The sequence below is a fragment of the Puia sp. genome (assembly GCF_036500295.1).
Taxonomy (GTDB): Bacteria; Bacteroidota; Bacteroidia; order Chitinophagales; family Chitinophagaceae; genus Puia.
On the sequence record NZ_DASYCH010000125.1, the window covers coordinates 91,642 to 112,905 of the forward strand.

Sequence of the window (21,264 nt, forward strand, 5' to 3'; positions counted from 1 at the left end):
GCTTGTTGCGATCAGAATTTGATCTCCAGCTTCTGAGAGACAAGCTTGTCGTCTTTATAGTATTCGAAAAGCCATTCGCCATCTTTTTTGATAACAATCCCATTGGCTCCCGCTGCTTCGGCTATAAAACAGTCCTGGGTGGAGGTTTTAAGCAGCGTCAGTACTTTTTTCGGAGTCGTATCGATCAGCTGAAACCCATTGGGAATGGCCTGGGCATATAAGGTTCCCGTGATTGGCGCATTTGCGGACTTTGCGGCGGCCGATGTTGCGGCGGCCGATGTTGCTGCGGGCGCCGGAGAAGGGGAAACAGCAGCTGTAGTGACAGGTTGCTGGGTTTGTTGTACAGAGCGTGAGCTATCATATTTGTAAGGCACATCGTTTAGCGATACGAAAGCATCTTTTAATGCGAGGTCATACGCGACTTCAAATTCCTTTTCCCGGCTTTTCCCTTCTTTACTTTTGAAGATGGTATTGCCGTCGCAATCCTTCAAGAGAAAGGTAAGATTGGTAGAGAACATCCCTTTTCGCTGGGTTACGTCGGCCTGCAGCGCGTTACATTTGTTGGCGGCCACAGCCGGGGGTACGTCTTTGCCGGCCCAAAAAACGACAAACCCCTTTTGCTCCAGCAGCAACTTTGCCCGGGTATTCAGGCCATATTGATCATCCGCCTTTGAAAAATCGAACCGCTCGGGTACGATCACGTATTTGTAGTTGTTGATGGTGTTTTGCGAGTAGCCGGCCACGCCAATCAGCGTAAAGATAAATAATGCGCCTACTTTAATATAATGCCTTATATCTAACATAGATATAAATATACAAATCATCTTCCTGCATTAACCAGGTCTTTTTGAATAAGTTGTAGGTCCGCTTTAAAAGTTGGAAGATCATTGTAGAGGCACGCTTCGATCACATAAAATTGCATGAAAAACCCTAGACATACACTATGTCCTTTTCAACGTAAGGAAGGTATCCGGATTTGATGGAACGCTTAGGAACAACGTCGACTTTAACTCCGAACAAGTCCTCAATCTCATTGGCCATGGCAATAAAATTTAGTCCCATTGGCCCATCGAGTTCTACAGCAATATAAATTTATTTCTTCACGATCGGACAACTGTAATGAAATAATAATCAATTGATTAAAACCATTGCCTATCACCGGACGCGACGCTCAGCCCGTCCGATGCAGCCCGGGAATGAATGAGGGGTCTGCCGCCAACATCCCGAGAATAATGGCCTCCAGCTCTCTGAACTCGAAATAGCCCTTTATCCGGGTGCTATTGCCGGCGGCGTCGGTGAGGATCAGCGTTGGAAAGCTTACGATCCCCAGGCTACGGGCGAGGCGCAGGTCGAGGCGGAATTCCTGCAGGGCTTCGCCGTTGAAGTCCGCCAGCATCTTTTGCCAGTCCAACCCCGTCTCTTCAGCAGCCGTTGCAAGATGCTGCCAGCGCGCGATGTTCTTCGCGTCCAGGAACAGCATCTCCCGGAGACGCCGCAGGAACTGGACCGCCCGCTCCTCATCCTGCCGTTGCGCCGCCTTGAAGGCGATGGACGGAGGGAAGGAAGAAGAAAGCGGATCGTCTTTCCATACCATCGGATTTATCGGCATCTGATATTTCAAGGCGGCTTCCTCCCAGTGGCGCGCGGCATCTTCCGGCGAGCGGATGCTTCCGCGGATCGTCTCCCAGGAAGGAAGGAGTCCACCCATATGATAACTGATGTTCAGGTTACGCCCGTACTCCTGGATGATCTTCCGCAGGGCGGGTTGAACGATCCAGCAGGTGGAACAGACCGGATCGGTAAAATATTGGATGCGCACCCGGGGATGGCGAAGGAGACCATGCGCCACGCCCGTAAACCGAACGGGCCTGGTGGGAAGAAAGGGAAGCTGAACTTCGCTTTTCTTCTCCTTCTCCGGACGAAGGAAGTTGCGGGTCAACTGCCGCCCGAGTTGTACATGGTTTTTGACATGAAGGGCCCGTTGCTCGTAATACACCCGGAAAGCTATCTGCGGATCGGCATAAGTCGTCAACCCATCGGCGAGAACTTTCGCCCCCAGCAGGGCATTGGTGGTACCGGCGCTGGTGAAGGGCAGCACCTGCTGCGCCGCATCGCCCAGCAATACCACGTTTTGCTGATGGAAGGCAGGCAACGGATCGAAGTCCCGGGTGTGCCAGACATAGGAAAGACGAAAGTCGACCTTGTCCAGGATCTCGGTGACCGGATCTGGGAAGCCCTTCAATTTCTTGCGACAAAAGGCGGCGATGGCTTCGCTGCCTTCGCCCACGACATCACCCATTGTCGGATCATATTGGATAAACCAGACGAAATCTTCCGGCCCCGTAGGAATCATCCCAAAGGAAAGCCCGTAGTCGGAGTGCTGGAATTTAAGGAAGCTGTGGGCATAGCGGGCCGCAAGGGCCGGATGGGAACAAACCCCTACAATCTCCTTGACCCGCACGGGACTATGCACCGTCTTACCAAACAGATGCTGACGAACCAGGGACCTGGCGCCGTCCGCACCGATAAAAATATCTCCCTCCTCGCGCCGGCCACCTTCAAACTCCGCCGCGACGACCCGGTTCCCATTTCTGATAAAACCGGTGAAGGGCAGACCCTGATGCAGGGTGCCTTCCGCCAGATATCCATTCAGAAAGTCCATCAACTGATCTCGCCGCATACAGGACCAGGAGTCAAGAAGTTCCTCGCGCACCAATACGCCATCCGGCCGAAACAACCGGAATCCGTGGATGCTTTCACCGGGAACCATGCCGCCGGGCAGGTTGATCTCTTCCAGGACGGAAATCGCTTCCTTGTGGATCAGAAAGCCGTGGCCGACGCTGGCCTTGCCGTCCAGGCGTTCGGCGATGACCACTTCAAAGCCTTTTCTTTGCAGGAAGATGGCAAGAGTTGCTCCAGCAATGCCACCACCAATGATAACATATTTCATAGCGTATGGATTGTCGATTGAATGCGCTGAAGCGCGTCCTGTAATATTTTTTCTGATGTCGCGAAGCTGAGCCGGATATATCCATCGGCTCCGGGGCCAAACCACTGTGGCAGGCCCGGTACTACGGCGACTTTGGCCCGGTCGAACAGCATATCCCGCATCTCAGCGGAAGACAGGCCCGTCCCGCGGACATCGGCAAAGGCAACATAACAACCCTGTGGCAGCGTGCACCGGATGCCCGGGATCGCATTAAGGCTGTCGACACAAAGCCTCCGCATAGCGTCCAGATGACCTAAAAACCCTTTCAGCCATTCGCCGCATTCACGGAGGGCCGCCGAGGCTGCCACCTGTGACAGGATATTGACGCCATGGACGGTGGAAGCATGCAGGGATGCTTCGAAGAGCCGCTGCCAATGAGGAGGATGGGTTGCCCCGATAGCCCCGATACGCAGGCCGGCCAGGCCGTAGGACTTACTGAACCCGGTGATGGTGATGGTCGACTTCCTGATCGCCGGATCAAGGGATGCAATACTGGTGAACGAATGAGGAGCATATACAATGTCGCTCCAGATCTCGTCTGAAAGGATCAGCAGGTTGTGTTTTAGCGCAAGCTCGCCCAGGGTTATCAGTTCGGCAGCGGTAAATACTTTCCCGGTCGGGTTCAGCGGGTTACACAGACAGATGAGCTTCGTCCGATCGGTGATCAGGGTTTCGAGCAGCTGGAAATCGACTATGCCGGTGTCGGCCGGAATAGGAAAGGAAACCGCGCGGCCGCCCACGGACTCGATCGAATACCGAAAGAGAAAATCCACCGGGTCGAAGATAATGGCTTCATCCCCGGGAGACAGAAAGGCTTTACAGGTAAGATAGATGCCGAAGGCCGCGCTATCGACCGGCAGGATGTCACCCGGTGACGCGGGCCAATGTCTTTTGTTGGTGAAGAAAGCAGCCATGCTCTCCCTGAATTCCGGCCAGCCCTCAGCAGGGGTATAGGAAAAATAGCGGGCCGATGCGAACCGGCGGATGGCCTCCGTGATGGGATGCGGACAGGGAAAATCCGGGTCAGCGGCGGTGAGGGGGATCACCTCCGGTGGAACGGTTGCCCAGCGGAGATTGTACGCTCTCTCCCGCAGAACAGGCAAATCAACATGGTTAGGGTCGAACATATTCAAGTTTTCAGGGTATGTCGGATCATTTCGCCGCCAGCAACTCCTCGATCTTGCCCGCCCGAAGCGGCTTGATCAGAAAGTCGGTGACGGCGGCATAGGTCTTCGAACGCTCAACCTCTTCCGGGGAAATGGACGACGAAACGATAAACAGGGAGATGTTCTTGCTAAGACTGCAGCGCAACTGGCTGTATTCTTCCAGGAACTCCCAGCCGTCCATAACCGGCATGCTCAGGTCAAGGAAAATGATGTCGGGCAGCAGATCGGGTTGGTCACTGATCTTCCGCAGGTGGTCGATGGCCAGTTCACCATCCGTGAATTCCTTCGCATCGAACCCCGTCCGCGAAGAGGACATCATCCTTCTCGTGAGATAGATGAATACGGGATCATCGTCTATGAAGTAAATATTTTTCACGGCAAACAATTTTGCTGATTGATAAATTCAATATAAAAGGTGGTTCCGATCTGCGGCTCGCTTTCGACCCAGATCCTGCCCCCCATTGCCTCCACCTGCGTTTTCGTCATGAAAAGTCCAAACCCCTTTGCGTCGGGATGCCGGTGAAAGACCTTGCCGATCTTGAAAAAACTATCCCGATGCTTGACCAGATCGACACCCAGCCCATTATCCGCAACGGCAAGAACGATCTTGTCCTTCTCCCTGCGGGTAGTCACGCGGATGCGTGGCGGCCGGCCGGGACAATGATATTTGAGGGCATTGGAGATCAGATTGAGCAAAATACTTCTGAGATACTGGGGCGGGAAGTTGATGACCGGCGCCGATGCGAAGTCCGCTTCTATCTCCGCTTCCAGCCGATGGATCTCCGTCTGCAGGCTTTCCGTCGTCCGCTGCAGACCTTCCTGCACCGACAGTTTTTCCGACCGGATCTCGGGATTTTGCCGGATCTGTATCGACTCCACCAATTCATTGAACGTGGAGTGAAGGTTATCAAGTACGGGGCGAAGCTTTGAAGTAAGCAGCTTATGTTCATCAAGGTCGTCGCTGGTGCCGAGAATATCCACTAACATTGAAATATTGACCAGGGGCGCCCGAAGGTTATGCGAGACGATATTGCAAAAATCAATGAGCTGGGTGTTCTGCGTCGAAAGCTGACGCACCAGCCGGGCCTGTTTTTCTTCCAGGGCCTTACGATCGGAGATCTCCATTCCGAATCCTATGACCATCGAAAATTCCCCGTTCTCATCATATACGGGAAACATCCGCCGGAGATGGGTCAGCTGATTTCCCGACGGATCGATCATGGTCTCTTCCCAGCGGATCTCCTTACCCGCTTCCCTGGCCTCGAGAAATTTTGCCCGCCGGGAGTCGGCAATGGAAATGTCCCGGTTGCGATAGGCGACATATTCATAGTCATCCTTACCGATGATAAATTTGCGGTATTCTTCGTTGCTGATCGCTCCGGGGTTGACGAAAAGGTAGCGGTGATTCGCGTCGAAAACGGCGATATCCGTAGGCAATTTATTCAGGATGTTCTCGTAAAACTCGCGTTGCCTGTCAAGCTTATCCTGGGCTTCTGCCGTTAGCGCGGCCTGGTTACCATTATGAGTGGCGAACTGCTTTTTTGCCGCGAACATCCGGGCGATACCCGAAGCCAGTTCTTCCAACGCCTTACGTTGATCCGGCCGAAGCCCATCCGGCAAACCAGCCGGAATGCAGAGTTGTCCGTAGCAATGGGGAGAAAGTTCCAGGGGGAAGCAAAAAGAATTTCCAGGATCGGTCCCCGCCGGGGCGATAAAGGCTCCCGGGATGCCGGCAATATGGTCAGCCACCGCCAGAAACGGTTTACAATCAGCATCTTGTAGGGATGACCGGTTGTCGGGGCGGTTGTTTGCACGGACAGGGATCATGGGTACTAATTCACTGGGGCTGAATCAACTAATTAATAACGAATTAGAGAAATTGATATTGTTTGCCACTAAGGGTATTGTTTATTTGGGCTTCCATCTCCGGCAACCATGCCACCAACATTATGGACGGCATAAACCATCCGGTTCCGGGAGAACCCTGGAGAACCAACATCGTTGGTCAGAAATCGCCGATCTATGCAACATGGATATAACTAACGTATACCACCAACCGATAATCAAGAAAAGAATGTTGCTTCATGAAAAAGATCCGGCGATCTTTCTTCTGCAGAATAACCCCGGGGTCTTCCACCCCAGGGTCTTCCACCCCGGGGTCCGATTATGAAAAAAAAGCAATAGCACTAAGTGCATCCCGTTATTGTTTTCTTTTAAAGACCCTTAAAATCTGACCGAATCCATGTCAACTAATTGCACCTACCGTGTATTGGTAGTGACGTTGTCTTTATTTGCCAATACGTTTTCTACCCTGGCCGCAAATATCTCTGCTATTAGAACCGGCAACTGGAATAGCACCAATACCTGGTCCGCCAATCGAGTGCCGACGGCAGCGGATAATATTACAGTTCCCAATGGCTTTACAGTAACCGTCAATACGGCGGCCGTCTGCGCAAGTCTAACCATCAATTCGGGCGGCAGAATTTCGATCTCCAGCAATCGCAGTTTGAGCATCGCCGGTTCATTGTCCAACGCCGGCACCCTTTCTGCTGTCGCCAATACTACACTGACGTTTAACAGCGCCGCGAATGCGACGATCACCGGGGGCGGTACCTATTCCATTGCCGGCACTGTCGTAATGAATATGGGCGCGGCCGGCACGGTGCTCGATGTCCAGGATACCAAGTTCATCGCTGGGATCAACACGGGCGCCAAATACTATTTCACTTTTACCCGGGGAACCTGGAAGATGGATAACACTGCGACACTCAACAATGCCTATAACAGCGGCTCGTCCACTGCCCTTAACATTCCCTTCGGCGTCGTCATCGAATCCGACGCAGGCACGATGAATCTGGCCACAGGGGGAACCACGGGGAATGTGAAGCTATCGGGTGAGCTGTTTATCAACGGCGGAACGGTGAATGTCCAGACCGGACAGAACACCAATTCGGGTGAGGACTTTCAATATACCGCAGTCGGCGGATCGCCGCAGCTTTATATTACCGGCGGAACGCTGACGGTGGGGGCCGGTTTCAATCCCAAAGACAATAACGATTATGTCGATTTTCACATGACGGGCGGCACAATGACGGTTGCCGCAAACGGATCTTCCGACAATGCCACCTTCCAGCTGCAGGACGAAACAAATGGGCAAACATTCATGTCGGGAGGACTCATCATCGTACAGGAGCCGGGCACGGCAACCCAACCCGACTTCGACATGGGCGGTGCAAATGTGGCCTCGAATCTATACTCTGTTACCGGCGGTACGGTACAGTTCGGGAATTCCAGCACTCAGAACAATACCAATTTTTTCGCGCTGGAACCGCACGCCACGACCAATTATCCAAATATCACTTCGGCGACAAATGTAGTCAAGACGGTGGGGCCACTCACTCCCGGCAATGTCAATGCCCTGAGCATCAGCACAAACTCGAAAACCACCTTCGACGCATCTCAGATCCCAGTCCTGAATATCACCGGTAGCAATGCCGGCACTGCCTTTGACATCGAGGGGAGTTTTGATCCCGGCACCAATACCGTGAAATTTTCCGGGGCGACACAGCAGGCCATCACCTCTTCGGCGTTATCCAGCCAGACCTTTTATGATCTGCAAATAGCGAATACGGGGGGAAATGTATTATTGGGTCTGCCCACCACGGTAAGCGATCAACTAAGTTTTTCCAGCGGCCTGTTGGACGCCTCGACCCATCCTTTGACCATCAGCACGGGCTCCAACGCGATCACCGGCGCTTCTACCACCAGTTATATAATTACCGGTGACGGCATGACCCAAACCGGCTATCTCGCCATCAAAGGCCTTCCTAAAAATACGTCGACGCTTTTCCCGATCGGCAATTCCAGCTACTATCTGCCGGTGAACATCAATCCCGGCAACAATGGCAATACGGCCTATTCCACCTCCGTCTATCAGGGGGTGACGCAGAATGCGCTGTCAACCGGTTCTTCAGTAAGTTCGGGCCTGCTGGACCTGATGGCCCACGCGACGTGGAATGTCAGCCGCACTGCCGGATCCGGCAATGCCACACTCGGTCTCAACTGGGCTTCGACGGGTACCGCACTGGAAGGAGGTTCTTTTCAACAGTTCGGCACCAATATCGGCATTACCCAATACTCAGGCGGAACCTGGCAGACCACCAGCGGCAGCGGTAATGTCGCCACAAAATCCGCGAGTACCAGCTTCGGCAGTTTTGGCCAGTTCAGCATTATCGGGACACCGATTGCATTGCCCGTGCTGCTGACCGATTTCAAAGCCATACCAAAAGGCAGGACGGCTGATCTGTCCTGGTCCATCAACTCAGATATTCCCGTAGTCTCTTTCACGGTTGAGAAGAATGTCGATGGTTCCCACTGGACGAATATCGGCGTGGTACCGGGCGGGTCTTCCGAAGAGAACAGCTATTCCTTTACGGATGTTTCGCCCGTAACCGGTCAGGATTATTACCGGCTGCTGGTTGAAAGTGCAGATGGAGTTTCCTTTTATTCACCGGTGAGAACGGTGGCGTTCGCCGCTCTGGCCCAGGTGAATGTCTATCCCAATCCAGCCAACACGACTATTACCATCAGCGCCGGGGCTACGAGCCGCCGCCTTTCGATCCGGCTTGTCAATATGACGGGGACGGTGCTTCAATCCAAGGTAATCGACGGATCAGGCGGTGGTAATGTCACGCTGAATACGGGCAGTTATCCTGCCGGGGTGTACTTTGTAGAAGTGATGGACGGCAACACCCTTTTGCAAATAACGCAGGAGATGGTGGTGCACTAGACCAACTGGTCGATGCGTACCCATTTCATCCCGGCTGCTTCCGCGGCCCGGACGCCGGCTTCACCGTCTTCAAAGACGAGACAGTCGGCGGGTTCGACGCCCAGCAGTTTAGCCGCTTTCAGGAATGGATCGGGATAGGGCTTGCCCCGTTCCGTTTCGCCGGCGCAGACGGTCACCTCGATGAGTGGGGCGATCCCGAGGACATCAAGTGTCTTCTCCACCGCTTCCCGGCCGCTGCCGGAAACGACGCCGATCCTTTTCTTTTTTGCATTCGCTTTCAGATGTGCGACAACGTGCTCTACAGGCAAGGTATGATCGATATACTGTTCCATGAAGAGCCGGTATTTCAGCGCCTTGAATTCGTTTGGGTCGAAGTCCGTTCCGTGGCGGTGGTTTATTTCTTCGATCACCTTCAGCACCGGCCAGCCAGCCAGTTCGTCGATGATCCCGCCGTCGATCGTCCGGCCTTTTGCTGCGGCCACCTGCAGGTAGGTTTCTTTGTGTGCGGCCATGTTGTCGGCCAGCGTGCCGTCGCAGTCATAGAGATACGCTTTAAATCCCGCGCTTATCCGCGTGAGGATCTCCAGTTTCGAGTCTTCCATCCATCAAAGATAACATACATTAATTGTCTGTTAACAAACCGGATCGGGGCGAAGGGGAGGTCGATTGTTTTACTTTTGCCGTCTCAACGTGATTAGTATGCCTGTGCCCCCTGATGAGCAAGTAGCAATAAAACAAACCTGGCAGCTGTTGGCAGAAGGCAGCGAATATGCCTTCACGCAGTTGTTCGATCACTATCGGGGGAAGGTGTATAGCGTGGCCTGGCATTTCCTGAAATCACCGGTGCTGGCCGAAGAGATCGTACAGGACGTGTTTATGAAGATATGGCTGAAGCGACAGGACCTGCAAGAGATCCAGAACACCGAAAATTATCTTTTCATCCTCGCCCGCAACCTGATATTCGACCGCTTGAAGGCGCTCTCCTATGAGACGGCCGCTCAAAAAAAATGGCCGCTCTCCTCCGAATCCGTGGATGACTCCGATCACCGCCTCCGGCAGGACCAATGTCTTCAACTGTTACGCCAGGCCGTCGACCTTCTGCCACAAAGGCAAAAAGAAGTTTACCGACTGGCAAAGATGCAGGGCCTGAGCCAGGAAGCTATCGCGGGCCAACTGCAATTGTCGCGGCTTACCGTTAAGAAACATATGGCCGAGGCCCTGAAATCCATCCGAAAATATCTGCGGCAACATCTCTCCGCATTTTTCCTTTAGCCATCTTTCCGCCCGCTGATCGAATAATTAAAAATTTTTCTCCCCCACTACTCCCTGCCCCTGGGACGATCGTCTTTATTGCAATGCATAGAGATGAAAACAAGTTTGCGGTATTGTTGGAAAAACATCTGACGAATAACGCCACCTCCGAAGAAGTACAGCAGCTGCTCCAGATGATCAAAAGCGGGCTGTACGACAAACTCTTGAAACAACGGATCGACGACGCCCTCCTGGAGGGCCGGGCCGACCGGGATATGTCCCTGGAGCCGGCGCATCGTCTATTGTACAAGATCTTTTCCACCGAGGAGAAGACGGACAAGCTGATCCCGAACGCAAAACCCTTTAACAGGTATCGGGTAATGTTACCGGCAGCCGCGGCACTGGTATTGGTGGCCGTAGCAGGATGGCTCCTATGGTCTTCGGCGCCGCGAAAGACCCCGCTGGCGAAGACGGAAACCCCGACGCCGGCCGTTCCCGCAGATACAGACAGAGGGAAATTCATCCATCTGCCCGATGGCAGCACGGTCCTGTTGCGCGGCGGCAGTCAGCTGACCATTGGTGCTGCCTATAACACCCGGACCCGCGAAGTGACCCTGACCGGAGAGGGATACTTCGATATTCATCCCGATGATGGCCGGCCATTTGTCGTTCATGCCAAAGCCGTGAACACAACGGTGTTGGGAACGGCCTTCAACGTCTGCGCGTGGCCGGCGCGATCGGAAGTAGTGGTTACCGTTACAAGGGGCAAGGTGCGCGTCAGCGATCCGCAGAGGACCTATGGGGTCATCAGCAGCAACGAGCAGATAGCCGTGGACGCCCATTCGAGTGCGTTTATCAATCAAACGGTCGATGCCGATTCGATCGTAGCCTGGAAAAAGGATTACCTCGTGCTCGACTCGATCAGCCTCGCAGAGGCGGCGCGGCTGATCGGACATAAATATCATGTCAACGTCGTATTGGCAAATGATGCCCTGAAGGACTGTCATATCAGCGCCAGCTTTCTGGCCCATGAATCCCTGGAGCAGGTGTTGACTGTCGTGTGTGCCGTCGTGGAAGGGAGCTATACCGCGCAACCCAACGATCAGATCATTATCAACGGAAAAGGATGCAATTAATAATCACCCCCCAATCAAAACAACTATTTATGTAACCCCAATTACAACTACTACACGGACAAAAAAGACCACCCGGCTGGACCCCGGATGGTCGGTGAGCTTTTAATAATGGTGAAACTATTAAAAACAATTACAAGGTATGATATTAAAACGTAACCTCGTCTTTCTTATGCGGACAGGTCTCTACTACATTATTTTCTTTACATTAAATATCCAGCTTCTCTTTGCCCTGCCCAGCAGCGGGCAAAACATGGATAAGACACAGCTGACGCTGGGGCTGAAAAATGAAAGCCTTGCGGCGGCATTTAAAAAGATCGAAAGCCGGACGGAGTTTCTTTTCGCCTTCCAACCGGGACAGGTGGCAACCTACAAAAAGCTGAACATCCCTCAGGGATTCCGTAGTCTCAGCACAACGATGGATCTGCTGCTCGAGAACACCGATCTGACTTTCAGACAAATGGGTAATAGTATCCTGATCTATAAAAAGGCTGCCGGCACGCGGCCCGGCCGGCAATGGAATGAGAACGTGGTGATGGCCGATACCGTGATCCACGGTAAAGTGGTGAACAAGGCCGGCGAGCCCATGACCGGTGTCTCGGTGGTGATCCGGGGGACGAACAAGGGCGTCACGACAGGCCCGGACGGGAGGTTTACGACAATGTTGCGTGCCGGTCAAACCCTCAACTTCAGCGCGGTGGGCTACAAAACCTATTCCCTGAAGCCGTCGGCCGGGTCCGGTGATCTCACTATCATCCTGGAGCCCGAGGCTTCCAGTCTGAACGACGTAGTCGTGGTCGGCTATGGCACGCAGAAGAAAGCCGATCTCACCGGAGCCGTATCCACCGTGGATGTCAGCCACACGTTCGAAAGCAAACCCCTCAACGATCCCGCCAAGGGCCTGCAGGGTGTCGTGCCCGGTCTGACCATTCAGTATGGTAACGGCGGACTCACCGCCAATCCGGATATCAAGATCCGGGGCATCGGATCGGTCAATGGTACCAGCCGCCCGCTGATCCTGGTGGACAACGTGGAGGCGGATGATCTGACGGTGCTGAATCCCGCGGATATCGAGAGCATCTCTGTGCTGAAAGATGCGGCCTCCGCCTCTATCTATGGGACCCGCGCCGCCTTCGGCGTCATTCTGATCAAGACCAAGATGGGGCGTCGCAATCAACCGGTACGGGTGTCCTACAACGATAACTTCAGCTGGAGCACGCCGACCGTCCTCCCCGACTTTGCCGATCCTGCCAAGGAGCTGATCGCCCTGGACTCCGCCGGCCGTCGCGCCAGCGCCACGACCACGCCCCAATTGTTTGGAATGGAACTGGAAAAGATCCAGGCCGGGGTCGTCAACTGGGAAAAGAACTATGCCAGGACAAATACGGGTCTGGAGATGATCAAGGGCGAAGACTGGGATATCGACCCGGTGAGCCACATTTCCTATTTCTATAAGGTATGGGATCCGAAGAAGCTGATGCTGAACAAATACACCTTCTCCCAGCAGCATAATATCAATGTTCAGGGTGGAACGGAAAAAGCCAACTACTATGTCTCCGGCGGATATAGCGATGACCAGGGGATCTGGAAAATGAACCCCGATGGCGTAAAGAAATACAATCTTACCGGCGGTGTGAACCTCTCCGTGAACAACTGGCTCGACCTTAGCGCCAAGACGACCTTCCGTAATTACGAATACGATTATCCCTATCAATACCAAAACTACTGGTACTATTTCTGGCGTTGGGGTTCTTATTTCCCGCTGGGCACGTACCAGGGTAACTATTTCCGGGGGAACGGCGCCTATCTGAGCCAGGCCAGCAAGAGCACGCTTACCGACGAATATACACGGATCGACCTGGGTGCAACCATCAAGATCCTGAAGAACCTGAATGTCCGCGCCGATTATACCATCGGCCGCGACAATGCCATCCGTCATGAGACCGGCGGACCCGTCAACGCATGGGATTTCTGGACGGCCGGTCAGCTTCCCCTTACGAATATCGCCTCGGCGTCACAGAATGTCACCAACTACTATGCGGGGCGTTATCTCGTCAACACGCTCAACGCATATGCGACCTGGCAGTTTACCCCGCTCCCCGGAAATCACTTCAAACTGATCGCAGGGGTCAACGTGGACAACAACGAGAATATCAATTTCAAGGCCGCCCGTCAGGGACTGCTGGACCCTTCGCAGGGTGAACTCGGCCTCGCCACGGGTACCCAGACGGCAGGCGCCGATAATCTGACCTCCCCGGGTTCCCCCGTTACCAATCCTTCGTTTAGCCCCAACGGTCACGGCAAGAATGCCTACGCAGGTTATTTCGCGCGGGTGAACTATGATTACAAAGGCAAGTTCCTTGTCGAACTCAACGGTCGCTATGATGGCTCCTCCACGTTCCCCGTCGAGAACCGCTGGGCCTTCTTTCCTTCCGCATCGGCAGGTTACCGCATCAGCCAGGAAGAATTCATGCAGGCCCTGCAGCCTGTTTTGTCGGATTTGAAATTCCGGGTCTCCTATGGACAGATCGGCAACCAGGACCTTGGCTCGCGGAGTCTGTTCCTGCCGGTGCTCAACGGTTCGACGCCTAACTGGCTGAATGGCGGCAACAGCGTTCAGACGGTGACTCAGCCGACAGCTGTGGCCGGTTCGCTCAAATGGGAAAGGGTGAAAACGCTGGACTTCGGTACGGATGCCCGTTTCTTTCACAACCATATTGGCCTGACGGTCGATTGGTTCGAACGGAATACCATCGGAATGGTACAACCTACCTCTGTCCCTTCCACGTTCGGAGTATCCGGGCCATACATCAACGCCGGGAATTTCCGGACAAGGGGATATGAGATCGGCATCGACGCCAACTATGCACTCTCAAAAGACCTTACGGTCTACGGCAACCTGAATCTCTCGGATGGCAAGACGGTGTTCACCAAGTGGAGCAATCCCAACCTGTCCATTTCGAATGCCTCCGGGATCAACTACAAAGGCAAGACCTACGGCGAGATCTGGGGTTTCGAGACGGACCGTTACTTTACCTCCAACGACGATGTGGCCAAGTCTCCTTCGCAGCTCGCGCTGCAAAGCGGGAACTTCAAATATGGCCCCGGCGACATCAAGTACAAGGATCGGAACCATGACGGCAAGATCGACGGCGGCAATATGACGCTTGGCAATCACGGTGACCTGAAAGTCATCGGCAATACCCAGCCACGCTATCAGTTCAACGCCCGGTTTGGCGCCTCGTATAAAGGATTCGATATCGATGTGTTCATCCAGGGCGTAGGGGAGCGGAAATTTTGGGGAGCCGGCAATATCGTTATCCCGTTGTACCAGGGCACGGATATCCTCTATGCCAACCAGTTGGATTACTGGACGCCCACGAATCCCAATGCGCGCTTTGCCCGGCCCTATGCCAATAACAACACCGGGGCGATCGCAGGGATCTCTCAGGGGAGCGGCAACTACTATCCCCAGACAAAATATCTGTTGCATCTGGCCTACGCCCGACTGAAGAACCTCACGGCAGGCTATACCCTCCCCGCTGCCTGGCTGGCCCGCAAAGGGATCCACAAGCTGCGGTTCTATGTCAGCGGCGAGAACCTGCTGACCGTTTCGCATGTCGGCGCGCCCATCGATCCGGAGATCACGGATGGAGAAAGCAGCTCCACGGGCCGGACCTTTCCTTTCTCCAGGACCTATTCTTTTGGGACGCAGTTGACCTTCTAATTCACTAAAAAAAAATTGACAATGATCAGTAAGAACATATACCGGCTGCTTTTCCCGCTCGCTGTCCTCCTCTTGCCGGCCTGTACAAAATACCTCGACAAGACCAATCCCGATACGGAAGTGGATCCGTCCTACTGGCGTGACGAGAACAGCGTCCGCACCTATAACTGGGAGTTCTACAACCTGTTCCCGGGTTTTGGGAACGGCACCGGCACCGGTGACTTTTATTTCACGGCGTTCACCGATGACCAGGTCTCTTCCAGCTTTTCGCAATTCCCCGTCACCACGGCGGCTTCCAATGGCGACTGGAACTTCAGCATGATCCGCAAAGCCAATATCATGCTGCAACGCGTCGATGGAGTGGATATGGACTCGACGGCAAAACGTCACTGGAAGGGGATCGCGCATTTCTTCCGCGCCTTCCAGTACTTCAAACTGGTACAGGAATTCGGCGGGGTGCCTTTTTTCAACTCCCCCCTGGACATCAGCGATTCCACCCAGATCTACAAGCCCCGGGATTCCCATCAGCTGGTGATGGACAGCGTGCTTGCGGACATCAACTACGCCGTGGCGAATTTACGCGTCGTCGATCTGCCCAATACCGTCAACCAAAACGTGGCGCTCGCCTTGAAATCCCGCATCTGCCTCTTTGAAGGAACCTACCGGAAATATCATCCGGAGCTGAACCTGCCCAATGCCGATCTCTATCTTCAGCAGGCAAAGGATGCGGCCGCCCAGCTCATGGCGACGGGCACCTATTCCCTTGCAGCGGATTACCGGACCTCCTATAGCAGTCTCGACCTGTCTTCCGACAAGGAGATGATCCTCTACAAACAGTATCTGGCAGGTTTCCTCACCCATTCGGTCATCGGTTATACGAACAGCACTACGCTGATGAACGGGCCGAGTAAAAGCGCCGTCGACAGCTATGTCTGCTCGGATGGACTGCCGATCCAACTGTCGCCGCTGTACAAGGGGGATGCTACGATCCAGGCTCTGCGGACGAACCGGGATAAGCGGCTTCTGGAAACTATCGATACCTTCTATTGTTATGCGGGCTCGCTGGTGTCGGGTCTTACTTCGAGTTCGGGCTACCGGCCTTCCAAATTCCTGCAGCCGGCCGACGTCCAGCAATCTCCGAACAACACGACCGATGCGCCCATCTTCTGGCTTGCCGAAGTGTATCTCAACTATGCGGAAGCCTGTGCGGAGCTGGATCAGCTTGGCAAGTATACCATTGTACAGGCCGATCTCGATCAGTCGATCAACAAGCTGCGGCAGCGCGCAGGCATAAAAGCGCTGACGCTGACCGGACCGCAGACCGTCGGGTTTGCCGATCCCGCCAAAGATGCCGATGTAACGCCGCTGATCTGGGAGATCCGCCGCGAAAGAAGAGTCGAACTGATGATGGACGGATTCCGGTTCCAGGATATCATGCGCTGGAAGAAGGGCGTTTATATGGACAGCCAAAAGAATCCCAACAGCTTCCTGGGGGCCAGGGTCACGCCCAACAATACGGTCCATCTGGATGCCAATGGATACATCATTCCTTATGCGGCTGGGTCGGTCCGGACCTTCACAGATCCGAAAAACTATCTGTCGGCGATCCCGACCAGTCAGATCCTGTTATACCCGACCGGCATTCAACAAGCGATGCAGAATCCGGGATGGTAGAAAAAACCCTATCTTTAAAATAGAATTATGCGACATCTTTTCTTGTTTTTTATAGCCTGCGGGCTGATGATAGGAGCTTCCGCGCAACGTCCTTTTCAGTTTGCCCATGTTTCCGACACCCATATCGGCAGCGCCCCAACCGCGGTAGACGACCTGCGAAACACCGTCCGGGATATCAACGCCGACCCCGATCTGAAGTTCGTCATCATAACGGGCGATATCACCGAGTTTGGCGCCGATACGGAACTGCGGGAAGCCAAAGCCATTCTCGACAGCCTGAACAAACCCTGGTATATCATCCCCGGCAACCACGATGCCAACTGGAGCGAGAGCGGTGCTAATACGTTTCGCACCGTGTTCGGGTCGGAGACGACGACGTTCCAGTACGGCGGATTTCTCTTTGCCGGCACGGCCTGCGGCCCCAATATGCGGATGGGCCCGGGACAGGTCCCTCATGAGAATATCGTATGGCTGGATTCTCTTTTGAGACATCTGCCCCGGCCGGATATGCCGGTCATCTATCTGAACCATTATCCGCAAGACTCCTCACAAAATAACTGGTATGAGGCCATCGACCTGCTGAAGCAGCACAATGTCCAGCTTATCCTTTGCGGTCACGGCCATAGTAACCACCTGTTGAATTTCGAGGGGATCCCCGGTATCATGGGTCGCTCCAATTTACGGGCAAAGGATTCGATCGGCGGGTATAATATCGTTACGATCACGGGGGACAGTGTGTTTTATCGATTGAAGCACCCGGGTTTGCCGATAGGGTCTGTTTGGGCTTCGGCCCGGCTTTTCGATCATCATTTTTCTTCCGACACGACTCACTACTACCGGCCTTCGTTTGCGGTGAACGGCCTCTATCCACAGGTATCCCGGCGATGGGAGTATCAGGCGAAGAGTGATATCGGCACCGGAAATGTGGTGTGGAAGAAATGGGTGATCGGCACGGACACCGACGGTTGGATCTTCGCCCTGGATCGAAAGACCGGCAAGAAGGTATGGGGTTACCGGACGGGTGGAAAGGTATATTCCACGCCGGCCGTTGCCGATGGGTTCATTGTAGCGGCGTCGACGGACAAGTATATTTATTGCTTGAAAGACGGAAAGCTGGTGTGGAAGTTCGAAACTTCGAAGCCGGATGTGGCGGCGCCGGTGATCGACGGGGGCAAGGTATACATCGGCGGAAGCGACGGTCATTTCAGGGCACTGGAACTCGCTACGGGCAAATTGCTTTGGGACTTCGACCAGGTTCGCGGATTTGTGGTGGACAAGCCCCTGATCTATGGCGGAAATATCTATTTCGGTTGCTGGGGGTATGATCTCTACGCACTGGATAAGACTACCGGCCGGCTGGTGTGGAAGTGGAATAACGGCGCGACGAGCCGGATGCATTCCCCCGCCGCCTGCTGGCCCGTAGCGACGGGCGGCCGGCTGTTTATCGTGGCGCCCGACCAGGTGATGACGGCCTTCGACGCGGCAACAGGCCAGGTGATCTGGCGGTCGCGGGCGCCAAAGCTAAAGGTCCGGGAGTCCATGGGATTATCGGCCGACAGCGCGCTGGTGTATGTAAAGACGATGGATGGAGTTGTCATCGGGGTGTCGACCACCGCGCCGGCATTGCAGATCGATTGGCGGTCGCCCGTCGACCTGGGCTATGAGCTGGCGCCCACGGCACTGCTGGAAAAGGACGGCGTAGTGCTGGTGCCGACGCATTCCGGGACCGTCTGGGCGTTGGCGAGAAAAGAAGGACAATTATTATGGCGATACAAAGCCTCCAACTGCATGGTCAACGGGATCCTGCCGATAGGCGATAAAGAATACGTGATCAGCACGATGGATGGGAAGTTGACATGTATCTACGTTAAATAGTGAACCGGCTCGGCTCACGGCTGATAATGTGCCTTCGGCCTGCGAACCTGTGGTTCGCACTGGTTTATTGCGAACGATGTGAAGGGGCGGTTTCGGCCGCCCCTTTTTTTGTGGAAGAGATTCTTTATATTTCGGGTCAAAACCTGCCAGCACTCGTATGCCTTTTACCGGATTTGTCATCCTGCTCCTTATCGTGACGAATATCCTCGTCTCCTATAAGGGTTTTACCAATAGCCTCTTCTTTGACGGCTATAAGTTCGAAGTGGACAAGCTCTTGCTCCATAAGGATTACAAGCGGCTGATCACATCGGGGTTCCTGCACGTGGGTTGGGGCCACCTTCTTTTCAATATGCTCAGCCTCTATTCCTTTAGCGGGCTTGTCGAAATGGCGCTGGGCAGTATCTCATTCCTGCTGATCTATTTTGCAAGCCTGGTCGGCGGGGGTTTGTTCTCCCTGTTCATCCATCGGAACCATGGGGATTACAGTTCCGTCGGCGCTTCGGGCGCCGTTTGCGGGGTCATGTTCGCCTCGGTGGCGTTGTTCCCGGGCATGAACATCAGCCTGTTTCCGCTGCCCGTCTCCGTCCCGAGCTGGGTCTATGCCCTGCTCTATGTTTTGATCAGCATCTACGCGATCCGCTCGCAGAAGAACAATATCGGCCACGATGCGCACCTCGGCGGCGGACTGGTAGGCATGCTCCTCGCGCTCGTGATGCGCCCCTCGACCTTCCTGGCCAATCTCCCCACCATCCTGATCATCCTCATCCCCTGTCTTGTTTTTATCTATCTCATCGTCACGCGGCCTGCCCTGTTGTTCGTCGATAACCTGTTCTATAAGACGCATAAGGATTACTATTCCATCGATCACCGGTACAATGCCGAGCGGGCCGACCAGCAACAGGAGGTGGACCGGATTCTCGAAAAGATCAGCAGGCGGGGGATTGGCAGCCTGAGTAAAAAAGAAAAGGATACGCTGGAGGCGTATTCGAAAAGAGGGGATATCGACCGATTATAAGCCCGCTGCCAACCTTACCCACCCGTATCGGCTCGATCGGCACCGTCCGGAAAATACCGTGTTTCTACGGTATACAAATCGGCCTGAAATTCGTAAACTTTGTTGAAATCTATGAATTATGCCAACCATCAAACTGATCATCAGCTGCAAGAATCCGCTCGTGCTGAAATATGGCGCGGCAAATTTCAAAAAAGTCGATGCGCTGCTTAAAAAATTGGCAGCCGCCGATAAAAAGAAAAAACTGACTACCCGGGTGGTTTATATCGACGATCCGGCTTCAGCAAAGAAAGCGGGTATCTCCGTATACCCATCGACGAAGGAGAAGGACTGTAAGAATGCCGTCGATGCGCTTTATGCCAAATGGAAGCCTGATTATATCGTCTTGTTCGGAGCGCAGGATATCGTTCCGTTCCAATCCATCGTAAATCCGGCTTCCGACGATGATAAGATCGTACCCTCCGATCTCCCCTATGCCTGTGACACGTCTTATAGTACCCAGGCAAAGGATTTCACCGGGCCCACCCGCGTCGTCGGGCGGCTGCCGGACGTACCGGGCAAAGGCGATGTCGACTATGTCAAGACCCTGATCGATCTTGCCATCGCATCCAAGCCGGGCAAGACGAGTGATTATTCCACTTATTTCGGCATTACCGCCAAGCCCTGGATCAAGTCCACCAGTCTCAGCCTCCAGTCCGTCTTTGGTAATTTCTCCAGTTTACTGGTGGCCCCCACCGACAGCGCCGCTACTAAGAGCGGCGATCTAAAAGCCCTTTCCCATTTTATCAACTGCCATGGGGCGGAGCTGACCTATGCTTATTATGGACAGTCGGGGACCAGCTATCCCGAGTCGATGAATACCAGGGACCTCGCCGGAAAGATCGGTAAGGGTACGTTGGTTGCCGCGGAATGTTGTTATGGAGCACAGCTGATCGATGCCGCGAGCGCCGGGGGAGGGGACCAGCTTAGCATTGCCAATAATTATTTGGTTAGCGGCGCCCTGGGCTTTCTGGGCAGCAGCACGATCGCCTACGGGCCCGCCGATTCGAACGACCAGGCCGATCTCGTTTGTTCCTATTTTTTTACCAGCGTGCTTAAAGGCGCCTCAACCGGCCGTTCGCTGCTGGAGGCCCGGCAGCAATATCTTACCAAGAGCGGACCGCATCTCGACCCCGTGGCCCTCAAGACCATCTGTCAATTCTATTTCCTTGGCGACCCGAGTCTGCAGTTGGTGGAAAATCCGGTCGACAGCAAGAAAGTAGAGGCGGGCGCGGATACGATCAAAAGCAGGCGGATGCAACTTTTCAGTAAAGGCGCTATCCTGCGGCAATCGGTGATCCCGGCCAGGAAAGTGGGTGTCGGAAAAAGCGTCCGGCACCGTAAGGATATAAAGGCCATCCTCCAGCGGGAAGGCATGCTCGATTCCACCGAAGAGCATTATATCGCCCGCGCCACACGCGAACGGCATTCGGAAGTCACCCGGGGGTTACCTAAGGGAATGGTCCCCAGCCAGGTGGTATTTCGTACCTTTACGATGAAAACACCGGAAAAGGGAAAAAAACCTATAAAGCCGTCGAAGCTTCTCCTCGTGAAAGAGACCGATTCCGGAATTTTGGACTATCACGTATATTTCTCCAGGTAAACCGAT

Annotated in this window: 14 protein-coding genes; 8 read left to right on the top strand and 6 right to left on the bottom strand. The window is 54.1% G+C overall.

The window, feature by feature from the left end; genetic code table 11:
* Positions 1 to 11 precede the first annotated feature (11 nt).
* The 5 genes from VGM48_RS23135 to VGM48_RS23155 form a co-directional block, all read right to left on the bottom strand.
* On the bottom strand, positions 12 to 803 hold the full coding sequence (locus tag VGM48_RS23135; protein WP_331582999.1) for a hypothetical protein: 792 nt from the start codon (positions 801 to 803) through the stop codon (positions 12 to 14).
* A 368-nt stretch (positions 804 to 1,171) separates the two neighbouring features.
* Positions 1,172 to 2,950, bottom strand: coding sequence for a DsbA family protein (locus VGM48_RS23140; RefSeq protein WP_331583001.1), 1,779 nt, complete (start codon positions 2,948 to 2,950; stop codon positions 1,172 to 1,174).
* Positions 2,947 to 4,116: a MalY/PatB family protein gene (locus VGM48_RS23145; RefSeq protein WP_331583003.1), complete on the bottom strand. Its 1,170-nt coding sequence runs from the start codon at positions 4,114 to 4,116 to the stop codon at positions 2,947 to 2,949. The genes VGM48_RS23140 and VGM48_RS23145 overlap by 4 nt, the downstream gene beginning before the upstream one ends.
* 25 nt (positions 4,117 to 4,141) lie before the next feature.
* The gene (locus VGM48_RS23150; RefSeq protein ID WP_331583005.1) at positions 4,142 to 4,531 is read right to left on the bottom strand and encodes a response regulator; all 390 of its coding nucleotides are present in this window, start codon (positions 4,529 to 4,531) and stop codon (positions 4,142 to 4,144) included.
* Positions 4,528 to 5,904: a sensor histidine kinase gene (locus VGM48_RS23155; protein WP_331583007.1), complete on the bottom strand. Its 1,377-nt coding sequence runs from the start codon at positions 5,902 to 5,904 to the stop codon at positions 4,528 to 4,530. Before VGM48_RS23155 ends, VGM48_RS23150 begins: the two co-directional genes overlap by 4 nt.
* A 493-nt stretch (positions 5,905 to 6,397) precedes the next feature.
* Here VGM48_RS23155 and VGM48_RS23160 point away from each other — a divergent pair, with 493 nt between their 5' ends.
* Positions 6,398 to 8,944, top strand: coding sequence for a beta strand repeat-containing protein (locus VGM48_RS23160; protein ID WP_331583010.1), 2,547 nt, complete (start codon positions 6,398 to 6,400; stop codon positions 8,942 to 8,944).
* Here VGM48_RS23160 and VGM48_RS23165 read toward each other — a convergent pair.
* A complete protein-coding gene (locus VGM48_RS23165) occupies positions 8,941 to 9,546 on the bottom strand; it encodes an HAD family phosphatase (RefSeq protein WP_331583012.1) in 606 nt (201 codons plus the stop codon). The genes VGM48_RS23160 and VGM48_RS23165 overlap by 4 nt on opposite strands.
* Positions 9,547 to 9,643: 97 nt before the next feature.
* On the opposite strand from VGM48_RS23165, the gene VGM48_RS23170 reads away from it, so the two are divergent.
* The 7 genes from VGM48_RS23170 (at position 9,644) to VGM48_RS23200 (ending at position 21,258) form a co-directional block, all read left to right on the top strand.
* A complete protein-coding gene (locus tag VGM48_RS23170) occupies positions 9,644 to 10,216 on the top strand; it encodes an RNA polymerase sigma-70 factor (protein ID WP_331583014.1) in 573 nt (190 codons plus the stop codon).
* A 116-nt stretch (positions 10,217 to 10,332) separates the two neighbouring features.
* On the top strand, positions 10,333 to 11,331 hold the full coding sequence (locus tag VGM48_RS23175) for a FecR family protein (protein ID WP_331583016.1): 999 nt from the start codon (positions 10,333 to 10,335) through the stop codon (positions 11,329 to 11,331).
* A gap of 139 nt (positions 11,332 to 11,470) precedes the next feature.
* A complete protein-coding gene (locus VGM48_RS23180; protein WP_331583018.1) occupies positions 11,471 to 15,055 on the top strand; it encodes a TonB-dependent receptor in 3,585 nt (1,194 codons plus the stop codon).
* Between the two features lie 21 nt (positions 15,056 to 15,076).
* Entirely contained in the window at positions 15,077 to 16,729 is a 1,653-nt protein-coding gene (locus VGM48_RS23185; protein WP_331583020.1) for a RagB/SusD family nutrient uptake outer membrane protein, read from the top strand.
* Between the two features lie 27 nt (positions 16,730 to 16,756).
* Positions 16,757 to 18,604, top strand: coding sequence for a PQQ-binding-like beta-propeller repeat protein (locus VGM48_RS23190; RefSeq protein WP_331583022.1), 1,848 nt, complete (start codon positions 16,757 to 16,759; stop codon positions 18,602 to 18,604).
* A 157-nt stretch (positions 18,605 to 18,761) separates the two neighbouring features.
* On the top strand, positions 18,762 to 19,619 hold the full coding sequence (locus VGM48_RS23195; RefSeq protein ID WP_331583024.1) for a rhomboid family intramembrane serine protease: 858 nt from the start codon (positions 18,762 to 18,764) through the stop codon (positions 19,617 to 19,619).
* 118 nt (positions 19,620 to 19,737) lie between these two features.
* Positions 19,738 to 21,258 (top strand): hypothetical protein, encoded by a 1,521-nt coding sequence (locus VGM48_RS23200; RefSeq protein ID WP_331583026.1) that lies wholly within the window; start codon positions 19,738 to 19,740, stop codon positions 21,256 to 21,258.
* Positions 21,259 to 21,264: the final 6 nt, after the last annotated feature.